This window comes from Microbacterium sp. T32, from assembly GCF_001619615.1.
Lineage (GTDB): Bacteria > Actinomycetota > Actinomycetes > Actinomycetales > Microbacteriaceae > Microbacterium.
The window spans coordinates 1-15,886 of sequence record NZ_LQQP01000022.1 but is presented as its reverse complement, the minus strand read 5'-3'; the positions used below and the strand labels follow the sequence as shown (position 1 = coordinate 15,886).

The following is a 15,886-nucleotide window of genomic DNA, read 5'->3' as shown; positions in this document are numbered from 1 at the left end:
TCTTTACACACCCGACACTCAGGATTCTCTATCCTGGGCGCATGCGGGGGCATGCAGCGGCAGTCGTGATCGTCGTCGCCGCGCTGATCCTGGCGATGGCCATCTTCTGCGCGGGCGGCTACTACTACGTCGAATACCAGGTGTGGGATGCCACGACCTCGGCGTACATCTACCGGGCGAGACCGTACTCGGGTGCGGTGCTCGGCGTCTCGGTCGTGCTCAGCGCCGCGGTGCTCTACGCGGCGGCCGTGATGCCCATGCGCGCCGGTCGCGTCCACGGTTCGCCGGTGCTCGACGAGTGCCCCGCCCGCGCAGAGGGCTTCACGCCCAGCGGCGACACCACTCGTACATGACGACGGCGGCCGCCGAGGCCGCGTTGATCGACCGCGTCGAGCCGTACTGCGTGATCTCGATGACGCTGGTGGCCGCGGCGAGCGCTTCGGGCGAGAGTCCCGGCCCCTCCTGACCGAACAGCAGTACGCACGCCTCGGGCACGTCCGCGCGGTCGACGGGGACGGAGCCGTCGACGTTGTCGATCGCCAGAACCGGGAGTCCGGCGTCGCGCGCCCAGGCGACGAACGCGGCGACGTCCTCGTGATGCCGCACGTGCTGATATCGGTCGGTGACCATTGCGCCTCGACGGTTCCAGCGCCGCTTGCCGATGATGTGCACCTCGGCCGCGAGGAACGCGTTCGCGCTGCGGACGATCGACCCGATGTTGAGGTCGTGCTGCCAGTTCTCGATCGCCACGTGGAACGGATGCCGACGCGCATCGAGGTCGGCGACGATGGCATCCATCGTCCAATACCGGTAGGCGTCGACGACGTTGCGGCGGTCGCCGTCGGCGAGCAGCTCGCGGTCGTAGCGCGGGTCGTCCGGCCACGCGTCGGGTCCGCCCGGCCACGGCCCGACGCCCGGGAGCACCACCGGCGTCGCGTCGTCCGGTACCGGGGTCGCGTCGTCGTGGGTCATCGCTCCAGGCTATCCGCCGCCCCGCGCGGGCCGTCGCATCGCGTCACAGCACTTTTCGGCATCCCGAAATATCGCTACCATTTCGGGATGCCGAAAACCCTGGATGCCGCGCCCCCGCGCCGCGCCACGCGCCGCGCGGCGTGGCTCCTCGGGCCCGCAATGGTCGCGGGCGTGGCGTACCTCGACCCGGGCAACGTCGCGAGCAACATGACGGCCGGCGCCGTGTTCGGCTATCTGCTCGTGTGGGTGGTGGTGCTCGGCAACGTCACGGCGTGGCTGATCCAGTACCTGTCCGCGAAGCTCGGCATCGTCACGGGCGAGAGCCTCCCGCAGCTGCTGGGCCGCCGCATCCACCGCCCGTGGCTGCGGCGGGCTTACTGGCTGCAGGCCGAGCTCGTCGCGATGGCCACCGACGTCGCCGAGGTCATCGGCGGTGCCGTCGCCCTGAATCTGCTGTTCGGCATCCCGCTGCTGTGGGGCGGGGCGATCACCGGCGTGGTGTCGATCGGCCTGCTGCTGGTGCAATCCCGCCGGGGGGCGCGGGCGTTCGAGACCGTCGTGATCGGTCTCCTCGTCATCATCGCCGTGGGGTTCAGCGCGGGCCTCTTCTTCGCGCCGCCCGATCCCGTCGGTGTCGTCGGCGGGCTGGTGCCGCGGTTCGACGGGGCGACGTCGGTGCTGCTCGCGGCCTCCATCCTGGGCGCGACGATCATGCCGCACGCCATCTACGCCCACTCGGCGCTGAGCCGCGACCGCTTCGCTCCCGCCGAACCGACCGCCGCCGCCGATCTCGAGGCGGCTCGCGGTGTCTCGACGCCGCGCCTGCTGCGCGCGACCCGGTGGGACGTGACGATCGCCCTCGCCGTGGCCGGCACGGTGAACCTCGCGATCCTCCTGCTGGCCGCAGCCAACCTCACCGGCGTCGACGGCACCGACAGCCTCGAAGGCGCCTACGCGGCGCTCCGCGACGGGCTCGGGCCGCTGGTCGCGACGCTGTTCGCCGTGGGGCTGCTCGCGAGCGGCTTGGCATCCACGTCCGTCGGCGCGTACGCCGGCGCCGAGATCATGCACGGACTCCTCCGCGTCCGCGTGCCGCTCCTCGCCCGCCGCCTCGTGACCCTGGTCCCCGCGCTCGCGATCCTCGGGCTGGGCATCGACCCGACGGTGGCCCTCGTCCTCAGCCAGGTCGTGCTGTCGTTCGGCATCCCGTTCGCCCTGATCCCGCTCGTCGTGCTGACCTCCCGGCGCGACCTCCTCGGCGTCCATCGCAACCGCCCCCTCACGACCGCCGCGGGCGTGGTGGCCTCGGTGTTCCTCGTCGCGCTGAACGCCGTGCTCCTGTGGTTGGTGTTCAGCGGCGGTTAGGCTGAGCGCGTGGAATCGCCCGTGGCCGACGACTATCTCAAGGCCATCTACCACCACACCGAGTGGCAGGACGACCCGATCACGCCCTCGCAGCTGGCCGGGGTGCTGAGCCTCGCTCCCTCCAGCGTCACCGAGATGGTGAAGAAGCTCGCGGCGCAGGGGCTCGTGAGCCACCGGCCGTACGGTCCCGTCTCGCTGACGCCGGCGGGCGCGCGGCGCGCGGCGTCGGTGATCCGTCGGCACCGCCTCATCGAGACGTGGCTCGTGCGCGAGTTCCACTACTCGTGGGACGAGGTGCACGACGAAGCCGAGGTCCTCGAGCACTCCCTCAGCGACCGGCTCCTCGAGGGCATCGACGAGCGGCTCGGGCGACCCCGGTTCGACCCGCACGGAGACGCGATCCCGGATGCCACCGGCGCGGTGCACCGCGAACCCTTCGTGCTGCTGCAGGACGCGGCATCCGGTCACTCGGGGCGCGTGCTGCGCGTCAGCGATCGCGACCCCGAGCTGCTCCGGGCGCTCGTGGCGCGGCGGATCGACGTCGGCCACGAGGTCGAGGTCGTGTCGCCCGACACCGTGCGGGCGGACGGCGTCGAGGTGGCGCTGCCCGAGGGCGCCGGCGCCTCGGTCTGGCTCACGCGCTGACGCGCACCCTCAGGACGCCACGCGGCGCACGCGCTCGAACGGCCAGCGGACGTGCGTCGCGGTCTCGCAGGCGCGCCACAGGTCGGCGCTGAGCCCGCTGTCGCGCGTGAGACGCGCGGGAGTCGCCCGGCGCGGAAGGCCCCGCGCGAGCTGGGCGGGTCCGTACATCGAGCCGCCCTCGGCGTGCGCGTCGGTCAGGGCACGGACGAGAGCCCACGCCCCCTCCTCCTTCCCCTGCGTGAACGCGGCCTGGAGGTTGTCGACGAACCTCGTGAGGCGCGTCGGTTCGTTCACCCCGCGGATGCCACGGGTCCGGCCGCTCGTGGAGTACCCCGGGTGGGCGACCAGGCTCTCGACCGGCACGCTGTGCGCCGTGAGGCGACGGTCGGCCTCGAGGGCCAGCATCGTCGTGGCCGCCTTGGACTGCACGTACGCCCGCCAGGGCGTGTAGCCCTCGACGAGGTCGGGGTCCGTCGGCAGGTGCTTCCACAGCGAGGTCGCCATGCTGCCCACCCACACCATGCGTCCGCGCGCCGCGGCCAGCGGGGTCAGCAGCTCACCCGCGAGCGCGAAGTGTCCGAGGACGTTCGTTGCGAAGACCTTCTCGTGCCCGCCCGCGAGCTCGCGGGTCTTGGGCGGATGCACGATCCCGGCGTTCATCAGGAGTCCGTCGAGCCGACCGCGTGCACGCACCGTCGCCGCAGCGGCGCGCACCGACCCGAGATTGCTCGTGTCGAGGAGGAGCGTCTCGATCGAGGCATCCGGGTGCGTCCGACGCACGGCCTCCTTCGCGAGCACGAGCCGGTTCGGGTTACGGCCCGTCAGCAGCACGTGCGCGCCCGCACCGGCCAGCTGCTCGCACGAGAAGTAGCCGAGTCCGCGGGTCGCCCCGGTGACGAGGTACGCGCGGCCCGTGAGGTCGGGAAGGTTCCGGGGGTCCCACTCGTCGCGCGCCACCCTTCGACCCTAACCAGATCGCTCGGTGCCGTCACGGGTGCATTCCGGATGCGGAATACCGATCTCGTGAACTTTCTCGCTCCATCGCGTGACGAATGGCCGAGTCGATGCGTCTGAGGAGTGAGCACACCGGCTCCGCCGCGGCCACCACCCGGCGCGACGACGTCACTTAGGGAAGGAACCGATCATGGGTCTCGACGACAAGATCAAGAACGCCGCTCAGGACATCGTGGGCAAGGCGAAGGAAGCCATCGGCAACGCCACCGACAACGACAAGCTCGTCGCGGAGGGCAAGGCCGACCAGGTCAAGGCCGAGGCGAAGAAGGCCACCGAGGACTTCAAGGACACGTTCAAGTAAGCGTCCCGGGGCGCCGACTCCAGGGTCGGCGCCCCGCGCTCTTCCCCCTGGCCGTGTCGGACCGTCGCGTTAGGCTGGGCCCATGCGAACCCGGGGCGACATCGAGTGCTGGCTCACCGACATGGACGGCGTGCTCGTCCATGAGAACACCCCCGTGCCGGGTGCGTCCGAACTGCTCGCGCAGTGGCGGGCCGAGGGCACGCCGTTCCTCGTCCTCACCAACAACTCGATCTTCACGCCCCGCGATCTGAGCGCACGCCTGCGGTCCTCGGGGCTCGTGGTGCCCGAGTCCTCGATCTGGACCTCGGCCCTGGCCACCGCCGATTTCCTGCGATCGCAGATGCCGGGCGGCTCCGCCTTCGTCATCGGCGAAGCGGGGCTCACGACCGCCCTGCACGAGGCGGGCTTCATCATGACCGAGACCTCGCCCGACTACGTCGTGGTCGGCGAGACGCGCAACTACTCGTTCGAGGCGATCACGAAGGCCATCCGCTTCATCCGCGACGGCGCCCGTTTCATCGCCACGAACCCGGATGCCACGGGTCCCTCGACCGAGGGCGTACTGCCCGCGACCGGGGCGATCGCCGCGCTCATCACGAAGGCCACCGGCAAAGAGCCGTACATCGTAGGCAAGCCGAACCCGATGATGTTCCGGTCCGCCCTGAACCGCATCGGCGCGCACTCGGAGAACACCGGCATGATCGGCGACCGCATGGACACCGACATCGTGGCCGGCATCGAGGCGGGGCTGCACACCGTGCTCGTGATGACAGGCATCAGCGACCAGAACGAGATCGAGAAGTACCCGTTCCGGCCCGACGAGATCCTGGCATCCGTCGCCGACCTCGTCCGTGACGAGCCCGTCGAGTCCGACCTCGCCGACGGCGAAGAGGGCCTGGCCGAAGGCCTGTGACGTGGGCGCGCTCGACGACGGGGTGAAGGTCGCGGCGGTCGATGCAGTCGAGTGGGGCCGCTGGCTCGAAGAGAACCACACCGTGTCGAAGGGCGCGTGGCTGCTCCGCGGTCGGGGCGCCGACGCGGGCCGCTACGTCGAGTACGAGGAGGCGATCTGCGAGGCGCTGTGCTTCGGCTGGATCGACGGCCCGGTGCGGGTGTTCGACGAGGTGAGCTCGGGGCTGTGGTTCGCGCCGCGTCAGCCGCGGAGCGGATGGGCGGCGACGAACAAGGCGCGCATCGCCCGACTCGAGGCCGAGGGGCGTCTGCGGACCGCGGGTGTCCGCGCGCTCGAGGTCGCCCGCGCCAACGGCGCGTGGGAGATCCTCGACGGACCCGAGGCCGGCATCGAGCCGCGCGAACTCACCGCCGCTCTCGACGCGGTACCCGCGGCGCGAACGAACTGGGACGCGTTCCCGCCCTCGGCCCGGAAGTTCGGGCTCACTCAGATCGCGATGGCCGTGCGACCGCAGACGCGCGAGGCGCGGATCGCCAAGATCGTGGCCGACGCCGCCGCGGGCAAACGCCCCGTCTGATCAGGAGACCCCATGGACGACCGCACGCTCTGGCTCCTCACGGCCTTCGTCATCACCGCCGGCACGCTCGTCGCGTTCATCGTGCAGTGGCGCCGCTCGCGGAGGGGCAACCACCGCGACCCGTTCGACGGTCCGGGCGACGGCGGGGAGTGATCGCCGCATCCGCCCCGGCATCCGACTTACTGCGGCGCGAGCCCCAGGTCGTCGAGGTCGATGGATGCCAGCCACCGCAGGCCCTCGGCCTCGATCGCGGCCTGTGCGCCGGTCTTGCGGTCGACGATCACGGCGACGGCGACGACCTCGGCGCCCTCGCGGCGGAGCGCCTCGACGGCCTTGAGGGCGGACTGCCCGGTCGTGGAGGTGTCCTCGACGACGACGACGCGCTTGCCCGCGACGTCGGCGCCCTCGATCTGGCGGCCGCGGCCGTGGTCCTTGGGCTCCTTGCGCACGACGAACGCGTCGAGAGGGCGACCCGCGTGCACCGACTCGTGCATCACGGCGTTGGCGATCGGGTCGGCGCCGAGCGTGAGCCCGCCGACGGCGACGACACCGTCGAGGTCCTTCACGAGGTCGAGCACGAGACGGCCGATCGCGGGAGCGGCGCGGTGGTCGAGCGTGAGCTTGCGCATGTCGACGTAGTACGTCGCCTTCTTGCCGCTCGAGAGGGTGAAGTCGCCGTGGAACACCGCCTCGGCGTTGATGAGGCCGATGAGGGCCTGACGGTCGGCTTCGAGCTCGGGCGTGGAGGCGGCAGTCACGGCGTCGAGTCTATTTGGTGCGGAAAGCGAAGCCTCCGCCATCATGGGCGCATGCCGAAAACGCCCACCCCCGACCTCGTCGCGCTGCTCGCGACCGAAGGCGCGGGGACGGACGTGCAAGAGGCGCGCCAGGAAGCCAAGGCACGGGCATCCCGATCGCCCGAACTCCGCCTGGCTCTCGCGGAGCACTACCGGCAGATCGGGGATCGCGCGCAAGCGGGGCGGTGGGGCGTCGTCTTCCCGGGCTGGACCCGTCCGCGAGAAGTCGCCCACATGCGTCTGTGGCTACTCGGCCAGGCGACCCGGGGCAATTTCGTCCGCCAGAGCCTGCGCCTCGCTCACGACGAGGCGGTTCCGGCAGTGGTCGCCGACCTCACCTCACCGACGTACGTCGAGCGCGGACCGAACGACGGCTCGCCCGCCCAGGGTCTGGGGTGCGTCAGCATGCTCATCGCGGTCATCGGTCTGATCGCCGGCTTTCTCACGCTTCTCTGGAACACAGCCCACACGCTGTGGAATGCCTTCCTCTCCACGCCATCACCTCTCACTGCCGAACTCGCTCTCGCCGCACTGATCACGGTCATCGTCAGTGGAGGAGTGCTCGCCGCGGGACTGCGGCTCTTCGATCGTCCGGTCGAACTCCCCGACCCCGCATTCGCCACCCGGCGCGCCCTCGAGCTCCTCGACAGCCGACCGCAAGAGGGACGGGTGATGCTGCGCGCGCTCGTCCGTGCCGACGGCGATCCGGAAGCGCGACGCGCGCTCGTCGAAGATGCGCGAAGACGGAATCGCCCCGCCCAGGCGGGCCGCTGGGGCTGTCCGCTTCCCGGGGTGACCACGGAGGCGGAGCGCGACGCGTACGCGGCGAGCATCCTGTCGCGTGGAGGGAACGACCCGTCATCGGTCCTCGCCGAGCGGTCGCACCTGAGGTTCGACGATCCCGTGCCCGGAGACGTCCCCGACGTCGCACGACGGCTGGGCGCGGCGCCGTGGGATCCCCGGAGCGCGTCGCACTCCCCGGGGATCGCGTGGTGGGCCGCGGCCGCCCCGCTTCCGATCGGCGCGGCGGCGACCGCGTTCGCACCGGCGTCCGCACATGCGATCGCCGTCTCCTCCGTGATCGCCGTCCTGGCGATCTGGTGGGGGCTGTGTGTCCGAGGGGCCTTCTCCCGGAAACGGGAGCCGCGCGAGCGGTGGGCGTTCGCGATGGGGGCTCTCGCCCTCGTCTGGGCAGTGGGCGGTGTGCTGCTCGCCGCGGCACGGTAGGGGATCCCCCGCTGCAGCTCATCGAACGGCGATGTCGGCGCCCGAAAGTAGGCTGGATGCCATGCGCCTGGCCACCTGGAACGTCAACTCCGTCCGCGCCCGCGTCGCCCGCACCGTCGAGTTCGCCGTGCGCGAGCACATCGACGTGCTGGCGATGCAGGAGATCAAGTGCAAGACGGAGCAGTTCCCGTACGCCGCGTTCGAAGAGGCCGGGTATCACGTCGTCGCGCACGGGCTCAACCAGTGGAACGGCGTCGCGATCGCCAGCCGCGAGCCGATCGAGGACGTCGAGATCGGCTTCCCCGGCATGCCCGGGTTCGAGAAGGGCAAGGAAGGTCCCGATCTGCCGAAGGAGGCGCGGGCGCTCGGCGCGACCGTCAACGGCGTGAAGGTGTGGAGCCTGTACGTCCCGAACGGCCGCGGGCTCGACGACCCTCACTACCGCTACAAGCTCGACTGGCTCGAGGCCCTCCGCCGTCACACCGAAGACACGCTCGCGGCGAACCCCGGCCTGCCCCTCGCCCTCACGGGCGACTTCAACATCGCCCCGACGGATGCCGACAACGGCGACCCCACCGTGATCGAGGGCGTGACCACGCACGTCTCGCCGCCCGAACGCGCCGCGTTCGCCGCGTTCGAGTCCGCGGGGCTCACCGACGTCGTGCGTCCGCTCATTCCCACCGGCTACACGTACTGGGATTACAAGCAGCTGCGCTTCCCCCGCAACGAGGGTCTGCGGATCGACTTCATCCTCGGCTCGACGGCGTTCGCCGACGCCGTGCAGGGCGCCGAGATCCACCGCAACGAGCGCAAGGGCGAGGCGCCGAGCGACCACGTGCCCGTCGTCGCCGACCTCGACTTCACCGACGGCGAGGACGACGACCTCCCGATGATCTTCGGCTGACGGCATCCGGGATCTTTTTTCGTCCCCCTGTCGATTCCGGCCCGCGCCGTTCGACGCGATAGTAGGGGCAGGCATCCGCTCCCCCCGGAATCCACGGCAGCAGGGAAGAGAAGAGACCATGACGAAGTACATGCTGATCATGCGCGGCACCGACGAGGCGTACGCGGCGTACAAGCAGATCCCCTTCGAGCAGATCATCAACGACATGGGCGCGTACAACGAGTCCATGATCACCGCGGGCGTGCTCGTCGCCGGCGACGGCCTCGCCGAAGACATGAGCCAGAACTTCGTCGTCGAGTTCGGCGGTGAGGAGCCGGTGGTCACCGACGGCCCCTACGGCGAGACGCACGAGCTGTTCAACGGCTTCTGGATCATCGAGGTGTCCTCGCGCGACGAGGCGATCGAGTGGGCGCGCCGCGCGCCGCTCATCGCCGGCAACAAGCTCGAGGTGCGCCGCGTGACGGACGAGACCGACTTCGCCGCGTTCGCCGACAACGAGTACATCCAGAAGGAGGAGGGCTGGCGCGAGGAGCTGTCCGGGCGGTGACCGAGCCCGACCTCTCGCGCCGCGTCGCGGCGATCTGGCGCATCGAGGGTGCCCGGATCGTCGCGGCGCTGGCTCGCGTGGTCGGCGACCTCGGCACCGCGGAAGACCTTGCGCAGGACGCGCTCGTCGAAGCCGTGGAGCAGTGGGGGCGCGACGGCGTTCCGCGCAACCCCGGGGCATGGCTCACGGCGGTGGCGAAGCGTCGCGCGATCGACGGCTGGCGGCGCGAGCAGCGCCTCGGCGAGAAGTACCGCCTCCTCGCCGCCGACCTCGACGAGGTGGCCGACGACATGTGGGAGCCGATCGACGACGACGTCCTGCGCCTGGTCTTCGCCGCCTGTCACCCCGTGCTCTCGCGCGAAGCGCAGGTGGCGTTGACGCTGAAGGTCGTGGCAGGCCTCGACACCGAGGCGATCGCGCGGCTCTTCCTGGTCCCCGTCCCGACGATGCAGCAGCGGATCGTCCGGGCCAAGAAGGCGCTCAGCGCGGCGCGCGTCCCCTTCGCGGTGCCCGAGCCCGCGGAATGGCCCGCGCGGCGCACCGCGGTGCTGACCGTCGTGTACCTGATCTTCACCGAGGGCTACGTCGCGAGCACGGGCGACGCGGTCCTCCGCACCGAGCTGGCGCACGAGGCGCTGCGGCTCGGCCGCGTCCTCGACCGCCTACTCCCCCGCGAGCCGGAGGTGCTCGGGCTCTCCGCGCTCATGGAGTTCCAGGCATCCCGCTTCGCCGCCCGGATCGACGGGAACGGGGATGCCGTGCTGCTGGCCGACCAGGATCGACGCCGCTGGGATCACTCGGCGATCGCCCGCGGCCGCGCGCTCCTCGACCGGGCCGACGCCCTCGGCAAGGGCCGAGGCCCGTATCAACTGCAGGCCGCGATCGCGCTGTGTCACGCCGAGGCCGCGAGCGTCGAGGTGACCGACTGGGACCGCATCGTCCTGCTGTACGAGATGCTCGGCCGGATCACCGCGAACCCGGTCGTCGAGCTCAATCGCGCGGTCGCTGTGTCGATGGCATCCGGTCCCGAAGAAGGACTCGCGATCGTCGACGGAATGGATGCCACGCCCTTGCGGGGTTCGCACCTGCTGCCGTCGGTGCGCGGCGAACTGCTCGCGCGCCTGGGCCGCGTCGACGACGCCCGCGCCCAGCTGCTCGAGGCCGCGGGCCTCACCCGCAACGCCCGCGAGGCGGCGCTGCTGCGGCGGAAGGCCGAGGCGCTGGGCGGCTGAGGCGCGAAGGCCGACGCGCGCGAACGTCGACGCGCCGAACGTCGCAGATTTCCCCGTTCTTCGCAGGATTCGGGCGGAAATCTGCGAGGAAGCGCGGATTCTGCGAACTTCGGACGGGTGAGGGTGGACTCCGTCCGGAGGGGGATGCCGAACGTCGGAGGTCGCCCCTACCGTGGAGGGATGCCGAACCTCACGCGCGCGCAGTGGCGCAGCGACGTCGCCCTCGCGGCGGTGCTGTTCGTCGGGGGGCTCCTGAGCGCGGTGCTGTCCGCGGTCGCGGGGATCTACGGCGACCAGCAGGCCGAATTCATCTTCGCCGTCGTGTACGTCGCGGTGCTGGCCGTGCCGCTGGCCTTCCGCCGCCGGTGGCCGTCGATCGTGGCCGTGATCGTCTCCGTGGCGTACTTCGTCGCGGTCACGTTGCGCGTCCCCGAGATCTACGCGGGCAACATCGCGATGTTCATCGCGCTGTACACGGTCGGAGCCTGGTCGACGAATCGGCGCCGCGCCACGATCGTGCGGGTCGCCATCATTCTCGGCATGTTCGCGTGGCTGTTCGTCGTGATGTTCCAGGACGCCACGATGCCGGTCGACCAGGTGCCGGAGGGCTTCCCGTCGCGCACCGGCGCCTTCTCGCCCTTCGTCGCTGCGCAGTTGCTGACCCTAGGGGTCAACGCCCTGTTCTTCGGCGGCGCGTACTTCTTCGGCGAGCGCTCCCACCAGCAGCGTCTGCAGCGCGTCGCGCTCGAGGAGCGCACGGCCGAGCTCGAGGCCGAGCGCGAGATCACGGCCGCTCAGGCGGTGGCGCTCGACCGGGTGCGGATCGCGCGCGAACTGCACGACGTCGTCGCGCACCACGTGTCGCTCATGGGCGTGCAGGCGGGTGTCGCCCGTTCGGTGCTGGAACGCGACCCCGACACCTCGCGGCGGGTGCTGAGCGGCATCGAGGAATCGGCGCGCACGTCGCTGAAAGAGCTGCGGCAGCTGCTCGAAACCCTCCGGACCCCGGATGCCACCCACGGCGAGGAGCCGAGCACCGACACCGCTCCGACGACGCACGGTCTGGCATCCCTCCCCTCCCTCGTCGCGGAGGCATCGGCCGCGGGGCTTCCGACGACGTTCGCCGTGATCGGCGAGCCGGCGGTCGAGCCGCCGCCGCTGGTGCAGGTGAACCTGTTCCGGATCGCGCAAGAGGCCCTGACGAACGCCCGTCGGCACGCGGGACCGGATGCCACGGCCGACGTGCGCGTCCGGTTCGACGACACGTCGGTCGAGCTCGAGGTGACCAATACCGGTCGGCGCGGGACGGCGACCCCGGGGCTCGGGCAGCTCGGGATGCGGGAGCGCGCGGCGGTGTCGGGCGGCAGCATCGAGATGGGCCCGCGTTCGCGCGGAGGCTATCTCGTGCGGGTGCGCGTGCCGTTGGTCGAGAGCGAGGTCACGCATGCCTGACCTGCGCGTACTGCTCGTCGACGACCACGCGATGATGCGGGCGGGGTTCCGCACGATCCTCTCGCTCGAGGACGACATCGAGGTGGTCGGCGAAGCGGGCACGGGTGTCGAGGCGATCGCCGCCGCCGCGCGCCTGCGACCGGACGTGATCTGCATGGACGTGCAGATGCCCGACATGGACGGCCTTGAGGCAACGCGACGCATCATCGCCGACCCGGCTTCCGACGCGGCGGTGCTCATCGTGACGACGTTCGACCGCGACGACTACCTCTTCGATGCGCTCGGGGCGGGGGCGAGCGGGTTCCTGCTCAAGAACGCCGGACCTGAAGAGCTCGTGGGCGCGGTGCGGGTCATCGGCGCGGGCGATGCGCTGCTCGCGCCGGAGGTGACACGCCGCGTCATCTCGCGGTTCGCCGGGCGCGGGGGCGAGGTCGCACCGCCTTCGCCCGCGGTGGAGCCACTCGTCCTCGCGGAGCCCCTCACCGAACGCGAGGCCGAGGTGCTGAAGCTCGTCGCCGAGGCCTTGAGCAACGCCGAGATCGCCGCGCGGCTCTTCATCGGCGAAGCCACGGTCAAGACGCACGTGTCGAACGTGCTGCAGAAGCTCGGCGCGCGCGACCGGGTCCAGGCCGTCGTGCTCGCGCATCGGCACGGCCTGACGTAGGGCCTCCCCCGCGCGGCGGAGTCGCAGAACCCTCCCCCGGATGGATGCCACGCCGCACCCGTGTCCGTAGCGTGGAGGCCATCACCAGAAAGGGGTGGAGCGTGCTCGAACTGGACGGCATCACCAAGAGCTACGGCGGTCGCCGCGTGCTCGACGACGTGAGTTTCACCGTGGCTCCGGGACGGCTGACGGGCTTCGTCGGTGGCAATGGCGCGGGGAAGACCACGACCATGCGCATCGCGCTCGGCGTCCTCGGCAAGGACGCTGGAACCGTTGCTCTCGACGGCACGCCGCTCACGGCGGCCGACCGGCGACGCTTCGGGTACATGCCCGAGGAGCGCGGCCTCTATCCGAAGATGAAGGTCGTCGAACACATCGCCTACCTGGCCCGGCTTCACGGTTTCAGCAAGGCCGAGGCCACGGCGAAGGCGACGGCGCTGCTCCAGCGCCTCGGCCTCGGCGAGCGGCTCAACGACCTGGTCGAGACGCTGTCGCTCGGCAATCAGCAGCGCGCGCAGATCGCCGCGTCGCTCGTGCACGAGCCCGACGTCCTGATCCTCGACGAGCCGTTCTCGGGCCTCGACCCGCTCGCGGTCGACGTGGTCGCGGGCGTGCTGCAGGAGAAGGCGGCGACGGGCACCGCGGTGCTGTTCTCCTCGCACCAGCTCGACGTCGTCGAGCGGCTGTGTGACGACCTGGTGATCATCGCCGCCGGCACGATCCGCGCGGCCGGCAGCCGCGACGACCTCCGCGCGCAGCACGCGACGCACCGGTACGAACTGCTCTCGGGCGGCGACGCGGGTTGGCTGCGCGATCAGCCCGGCATCACGGTGGTCGACTTCGACGGCGGGTACGCCGTGTTCGACGCCGCCGACGACCACGCGGCCCAGGCCGTGCTGCGCGCGGCCGTCGCTCGCGGCGACGTGGCGAGCTTCGCGCCGCAGCGGCCCACCCTCGCCGACATCTTCAAGGAGGTCATCCAGTGAGCACCGCAACGACGCCGCGCCCCGCCCCGAGCGAGCTGCAGAGCGTGTGGCTCGTGGCCGAGCGCGAGATCGGCTCGAAGCTGCGCAGCAAGGTCTTCGTGATCTCGACAGCGATCCTCGTCGTCGCGGCTCTCGCGTCGGTGCTGTGGGGCGGATTCGCCGCGCGCGACGCCGGGGGCAGTGGCATCCCGGTCGCGGTCACGAATCAGACGCAGCCCGCCCTGTCGGGGGTCGAGGGCGTCGACGCGACGGTCGCCGACTCCGATGCCACCGCGCGTGCGCTCGTCGAGGACGGGACCGTGGATGCCGCCCTGGTGTCGGGATCGTCGAACCCGGCGTTCGACTACACCGTCGTGGTGAAGGACAGGGTGCCCGCCGCGCTCCTGCAGCTCCTGAGCGAGACCCCGGAGGTCGAGACGATCGAGCCCGGCGCGGGTGCGGCCGACGCGCTCCGCTACTTCATCGCGCTCGGCTTCGGCATCGTCTTCCTGATCGCCGCGAGCACGTTCGGCGGGACGATCGCGCAGAGCGTCGTCGAGGAGAAGCAGACGCGCGTCGTGGAGATCCTCATCTCCGCGATCCCGGTGCGGGCGCTGCTGGCCGGCAAGGTGCTGGGCAACACGGTCCTCGCGATGGCTCAGATCGTGCTGCTGGCGGCGGTCGCCGTGATCGGTCTGGCGGTCACGGACCAGGTCGGAGTGCTCGGCGCCCTGGGCGCACCCATCGCCTGGTTCGCGATCTTCTTCCTGTTCGGATTCATCCTGCTGGCGTCGCTGTTCGCCGCCGCGGCCGCGATGGTCTCGCGTCAGGAGGACATCGGCGCCACCACCACGCCGATCACCATGCTGATCATGGCGCCGTACTTCCTCGTGATCTTCTTCAACGACAACCCCGTCGTGCTGACGATCATGTCGTACGTGCCGTTCTCGGCGCCCGTCGGGATGCCGCTGCGCCTCTACCTCGGCGACGCCCATTGGTGGGAGCCCGTGCTCTCACTGCTGATCCTGATCGCCTCGTGCGTCGGAGCGATCGCCGTCGCCGCCCGGATCTACCAGAACTCCCTGCTGCGCATGGGGGCCCGCGTCAAGCTGGCGGAAGCGCTGCGGGGCTGACCGGCTCGGGCCCGGTCACCGGTGGGATGGATGCCACGGCTTCTGGCATCCATCCCGCTTCTCATTCCTCGAGGACCGCGAGGACGTTGCCCGCCGGGTCACGGAACCACGCGATCAGCGGGCCGCCCTCGCGCATGATGCCGCGGGAGTCGGTGGGGAAGTCGGCGTCGTCGTAGATCTTCGTCTCGACGCCGCGCGAGCGCAGGTCGTCGACGGCGGCCTCGACGTCGGCGACGGGGAAGTTGAGCACCGTGAACGACGCCGGGACGTGGTGCGGCTTGCCGTACACGAGGACGATCCCTCCGGACGCCAGATGGAGGCGGAGGAACCCGGATCCCTCGAGCACCTCCACGCGCAGGCCGAGGGTGTCGGCGTAGAAACGGTGGGCGGCGTCGAGGTCGTCGACGGCGAATCCGGAGAACGCCCCTTCGGAGTGGAACATGGTCGTGCCCTTTCTCTAGTTCTGCCTGATGTAGGCCGTGACGCTCTCGGACAGTCGGACGGGCGTCCCCGCGACGGCGTCGTCGGCCGGGTCGCCGATCGCGACCGTGAGCCTCTCGTCCACCCCGAACACCGCGGCCCCGGGGTGGCCGCCGCTCGCGCATCCCGCCGACCACGGCCGGTTCTCGGTGGATGTGAAGACCGCGATGCATTCCCCGTCGCCGTCGTCGGGGACGGCGAGGTAGATGCGGAAGTCGCGGATCGTCGCGATATAGCGGATGCTCGCCGGGTCGATGCCGCTGTCGGACAGGATGTCGCCCGAGATCACGTCCTCGGCGGTCTGGGCGAACGCGAGCTCGGGCAGCGCCGGCGCCGACGCGTCGGCCGGGGCGGGCTGGGTGGCCGCGGCGAAGCCGATCGCGGCCCCGAGGCCGACGAGGGCGACCGCGGCGAGCGCGGTGAGGATGCCACGCCGGACGGGGCGGGGCGTGCGCGGGGTGGCATCCGTCGGCTCGTCGGGCGTGGGTGGCGTGGGCGGCGCGGGCGTGTCCGGTGCGGGGTCCGCGCGGATCTGATCCTCGAGCGTGCTGAGCCGGGCGATCTCGTCGGCGGTGGGCGCCATCCCGCGCCCGCCGTACACGCGCTCGCGCAGCCGCGCCAGCTCGACGTCCTCGTCGCTCATGCCTCGACTCTAGGGCGCGGCGGGTGGGCCGGCGCCGTGTCGGGGTGGGGTGGGG

At 71.1% G+C, this 15,886-nt stretch carries 20 protein-coding genes; 15 read left to right on the top strand and 5 right to left on the bottom strand.

The window, feature by feature from the left end; genetic code table 11:
* Positions 1 to 41 precede the first annotated feature (41 nt).
* Positions 42 to 353 carry a hypothetical protein gene (locus AVW09_RS12075; RefSeq protein WP_063258311.1) on the top strand — a complete coding sequence of 104 codons (312 nt, stop codon included), beginning with the start codon at positions 42 to 44 and terminating at the stop codon, positions 351 to 353.
* Here the strand turns inward: AVW09_RS12075 and AVW09_RS12070 are convergent.
* Positions 322 to 972 carry a TrmH family RNA methyltransferase gene (locus tag AVW09_RS12070; RefSeq protein ID WP_063258310.1) on the bottom strand — a complete coding sequence of 217 codons (651 nt, stop codon included), beginning with the start codon at positions 970 to 972 and terminating at the stop codon, positions 322 to 324. The two genes, AVW09_RS12075 and AVW09_RS12070, sit on opposite strands and share 32 nt — an antisense overlap.
* A gap of 87 nt (positions 973 to 1,059) precedes the next feature.
* Here AVW09_RS12070 and AVW09_RS12065 point away from each other — a divergent pair, with 87 nt between their 5' ends.
* Together AVW09_RS12065 and AVW09_RS12060 are read left to right on the top strand one after the other, a co-directional pair.
* Positions 1,060 to 2,337 carry an Nramp family divalent metal transporter gene (locus AVW09_RS12065; RefSeq protein WP_063258309.1) on the top strand — a complete coding sequence of 426 codons (1,278 nt, stop codon included), beginning with the start codon at positions 1,060 to 1,062 and terminating at the stop codon, positions 2,335 to 2,337.
* 9 nt (positions 2,338 to 2,346) lie between these two features.
* Positions 2,347 to 2,982, top strand: coding sequence for a metal-dependent transcriptional regulator (locus AVW09_RS12060; RefSeq protein ID WP_063258308.1), 636 nt, complete (start codon positions 2,347 to 2,349; stop codon positions 2,980 to 2,982).
* A 9-nt stretch (positions 2,983 to 2,991) separates the two neighbouring features.
* Here the strand turns inward: AVW09_RS12060 and AVW09_RS12055 are convergent, their stop codons facing one another.
* A complete protein-coding gene (locus AVW09_RS12055; protein WP_063258307.1) occupies positions 2,992 to 3,939 on the bottom strand; it encodes an SDR family NAD(P)-dependent oxidoreductase in 948 nt (315 codons plus the stop codon).
* Between the two features lie 187 nt (positions 3,940 to 4,126).
* Between AVW09_RS12055 and AVW09_RS12050 the strand changes: the two genes are divergently transcribed.
* The 4 genes from AVW09_RS12050 (at position 4,127) to AVW09_RS17755 (ending at position 5,940) form a co-directional block, all read left to right on the top strand.
* Positions 4,127 to 4,297, top strand: a complete 171-nt coding sequence (locus AVW09_RS12050; RefSeq protein WP_063258306.1) for a CsbD family protein — start codon at positions 4,127 to 4,129, stop codon at positions 4,295 to 4,297.
* Positions 4,298 to 4,379: 82 nt separating this feature from the next.
* The gene (locus AVW09_RS12045) at positions 4,380 to 5,210 is read left to right on the top strand and encodes an HAD-IIA family hydrolase (protein WP_063258305.1); all 831 of its coding nucleotides are present in this window, start codon (positions 4,380 to 4,382) and stop codon (positions 5,208 to 5,210) included.
* Between the two features lies 1 nt (position 5,211).
* Positions 5,212 to 5,787, top strand: a complete 576-nt coding sequence (locus AVW09_RS12040) for a YdeI/OmpD-associated family protein (protein WP_063258304.1) — start codon at positions 5,212 to 5,214, stop codon at positions 5,785 to 5,787.
* Positions 5,788 to 5,799: 12 nt separating this feature from the next.
* Positions 5,800 to 5,940 carry a hypothetical protein gene (locus AVW09_RS17755; protein ID WP_156496087.1) on the top strand — a complete coding sequence of 47 codons (141 nt, stop codon included), beginning with the start codon at positions 5,800 to 5,802 and terminating at the stop codon, positions 5,938 to 5,940.
* Between the two features lie 26 nt (positions 5,941 to 5,966).
* Here AVW09_RS17755 and pyrE read toward each other — a convergent pair whose 3' ends face one another.
* The gene (gene pyrE, locus AVW09_RS12035; RefSeq protein WP_063258303.1) at positions 5,967 to 6,545 is read right to left on the bottom strand and encodes an orotate phosphoribosyltransferase; all 579 of its coding nucleotides are present in this window, start codon (positions 6,543 to 6,545) and stop codon (positions 5,967 to 5,969) included.
* A gap of 51 nt (positions 6,546 to 6,596) precedes the next feature.
* Here pyrE and AVW09_RS12030 point away from each other — a divergent pair, with 51 nt between their 5' ends.
* From AVW09_RS12030 to AVW09_RS11995, 8 genes are all read left to right on the top strand, one after another.
* The gene (locus AVW09_RS12030; RefSeq protein WP_063258302.1) at positions 6,597 to 7,811 is read left to right on the top strand and encodes a hypothetical protein; all 1,215 of its coding nucleotides are present in this window, start codon (positions 6,597 to 6,599) and stop codon (positions 7,809 to 7,811) included.
* 61 nt (positions 7,812 to 7,872) lie between these two features.
* A complete protein-coding gene (locus AVW09_RS12025) occupies positions 7,873 to 8,715 on the top strand; it encodes an exodeoxyribonuclease III (protein ID WP_022878176.1) in 843 nt (280 codons plus the stop codon).
* 118 nt (positions 8,716 to 8,833) lie between these two features.
* Positions 8,834 to 9,262 (top strand): YciI family protein, encoded by a 429-nt coding sequence (locus AVW09_RS12020; protein ID WP_022878177.1) that lies wholly within the window; start codon positions 8,834 to 8,836, stop codon positions 9,260 to 9,262.
* A complete protein-coding gene (locus AVW09_RS12015; protein ID WP_063258301.1) occupies positions 9,259 to 10,494 on the top strand; it encodes an RNA polymerase sigma factor in 1,236 nt (411 codons plus the stop codon). The genes AVW09_RS12020 and AVW09_RS12015 overlap by 4 nt, the downstream gene beginning before the upstream one ends.
* 180 nt (positions 10,495 to 10,674) lie before the next feature.
* The gene (locus AVW09_RS12010) at positions 10,675 to 11,946 is read left to right on the top strand and encodes a sensor histidine kinase (RefSeq protein WP_063258300.1); all 1,272 of its coding nucleotides are present in this window, start codon (positions 10,675 to 10,677) and stop codon (positions 11,944 to 11,946) included.
* The gene (locus tag AVW09_RS12005; RefSeq protein WP_063258299.1) at positions 11,939 to 12,610 is read left to right on the top strand and encodes a response regulator; all 672 of its coding nucleotides are present in this window, start codon (positions 11,939 to 11,941) and stop codon (positions 12,608 to 12,610) included. Before AVW09_RS12010 ends, AVW09_RS12005 begins: the two co-directional genes overlap by 8 nt.
* Before the next feature lie 101 nt (positions 12,611 to 12,711).
* Positions 12,712 to 13,596 (top strand): ABC transporter ATP-binding protein, encoded by an 885-nt coding sequence (locus tag AVW09_RS12000; protein WP_063258349.1) that lies wholly within the window; start codon positions 12,712 to 12,714, stop codon positions 13,594 to 13,596.
* Positions 13,593 to 14,708: an ABC transporter permease gene (locus AVW09_RS11995; RefSeq protein ID WP_063258298.1), complete on the top strand. Its 1,116-nt coding sequence runs from the start codon at positions 13,593 to 13,595 to the stop codon at positions 14,706 to 14,708. Before AVW09_RS12000 ends, AVW09_RS11995 begins: the two co-directional genes overlap by 4 nt.
* 61 nt (positions 14,709 to 14,769) lie before the next feature.
* Here AVW09_RS11995 and AVW09_RS11990 read toward each other — a convergent pair whose 3' ends face one another.
* Positions 14,770 to 15,150 (bottom strand): VOC family protein, encoded by a 381-nt coding sequence (locus AVW09_RS11990; RefSeq protein WP_063258297.1) that lies wholly within the window; start codon positions 15,148 to 15,150, stop codon positions 14,770 to 14,772.
* A gap of 15 nt (positions 15,151 to 15,165) precedes the next feature.
* A complete protein-coding gene (locus AVW09_RS17750) occupies positions 15,166 to 15,831 on the bottom strand; it encodes a hypothetical protein (RefSeq protein WP_063258296.1) in 666 nt (221 codons plus the stop codon).
* Positions 15,832 to 15,886: the final 55 nt, after the last annotated feature.

Excerpts from the sequence above, each read along its gene's own strand:
- AVW09_RS12005 (WP_063258299.1), top strand. The coding sequence starts at position 11,939 with ATGCCTGACCTGCGCGTACTGCTCGTCGACGACCACGCGATGATGCGG.
- AVW09_RS12010 (WP_063258300.1), top strand. The coding sequence starts at position 10,675 with ATGCCGAACCTCACGCGCGCGCAGTGGCGCAGCGACGTCGCCCTCGCG.
- AVW09_RS17750 (WP_063258296.1), bottom strand. The coding sequence starts at position 15,831 with ATGAGCGACGAGGACGTCGAGCTGGCGCGGCTGCGCGAGCGCGTGTAC.
- AVW09_RS12030 (WP_063258302.1), top strand. The coding sequence starts at position 6,597 with ATGCCGAAAACGCCCACCCCCGACCTCGTCGCGCTGCTCGCGACCGAA.
- AVW09_RS12075 (WP_063258311.1), top strand. The coding sequence starts at position 42 with ATGCGGGGGCATGCAGCGGCAGTCGTGATCGTCGTCGCCGCGCTGATC.
- AVW09_RS12020 (WP_022878177.1), top strand. The coding sequence starts at position 8,834 with ATGACGAAGTACATGCTGATCATGCGCGGCACCGACGAGGCGTACGCG.
- AVW09_RS12045 (WP_063258305.1), top strand. The coding sequence starts at position 4,380 with ATGCGAACCCGGGGCGACATCGAGTGCTGGCTCACCGACATGGACGGC.
- AVW09_RS11990 (WP_063258297.1), bottom strand. The coding sequence starts at position 15,150 with ATGTTCCACTCCGAAGGGGCGTTCTCCGGATTCGCCGTCGACGACCTC.
- AVW09_RS17755 (WP_156496087.1), top strand. The coding sequence starts at position 5,800 with ATGGACGACCGCACGCTCTGGCTCCTCACGGCCTTCGTCATCACCGCC.
- AVW09_RS12025 (WP_022878176.1), top strand. The coding sequence starts at position 7,873 with ATGCGCCTGGCCACCTGGAACGTCAACTCCGTCCGCGCCCGCGTCGCC.
- AVW09_RS12065 (WP_063258309.1), top strand. The coding sequence starts at position 1,060 with ATGCCGAAAACCCTGGATGCCGCGCCCCCGCGCCGCGCCACGCGCCGC.
- AVW09_RS12050 (WP_063258306.1), top strand. The coding sequence starts at position 4,127 with ATGGGTCTCGACGACAAGATCAAGAACGCCGCTCAGGACATCGTGGGC.
- AVW09_RS12070 (WP_063258310.1), bottom strand. The coding sequence starts at position 972 with ATGACCCACGACGACGCGACCCCGGTACCGGACGACGCGACGCCGGTG.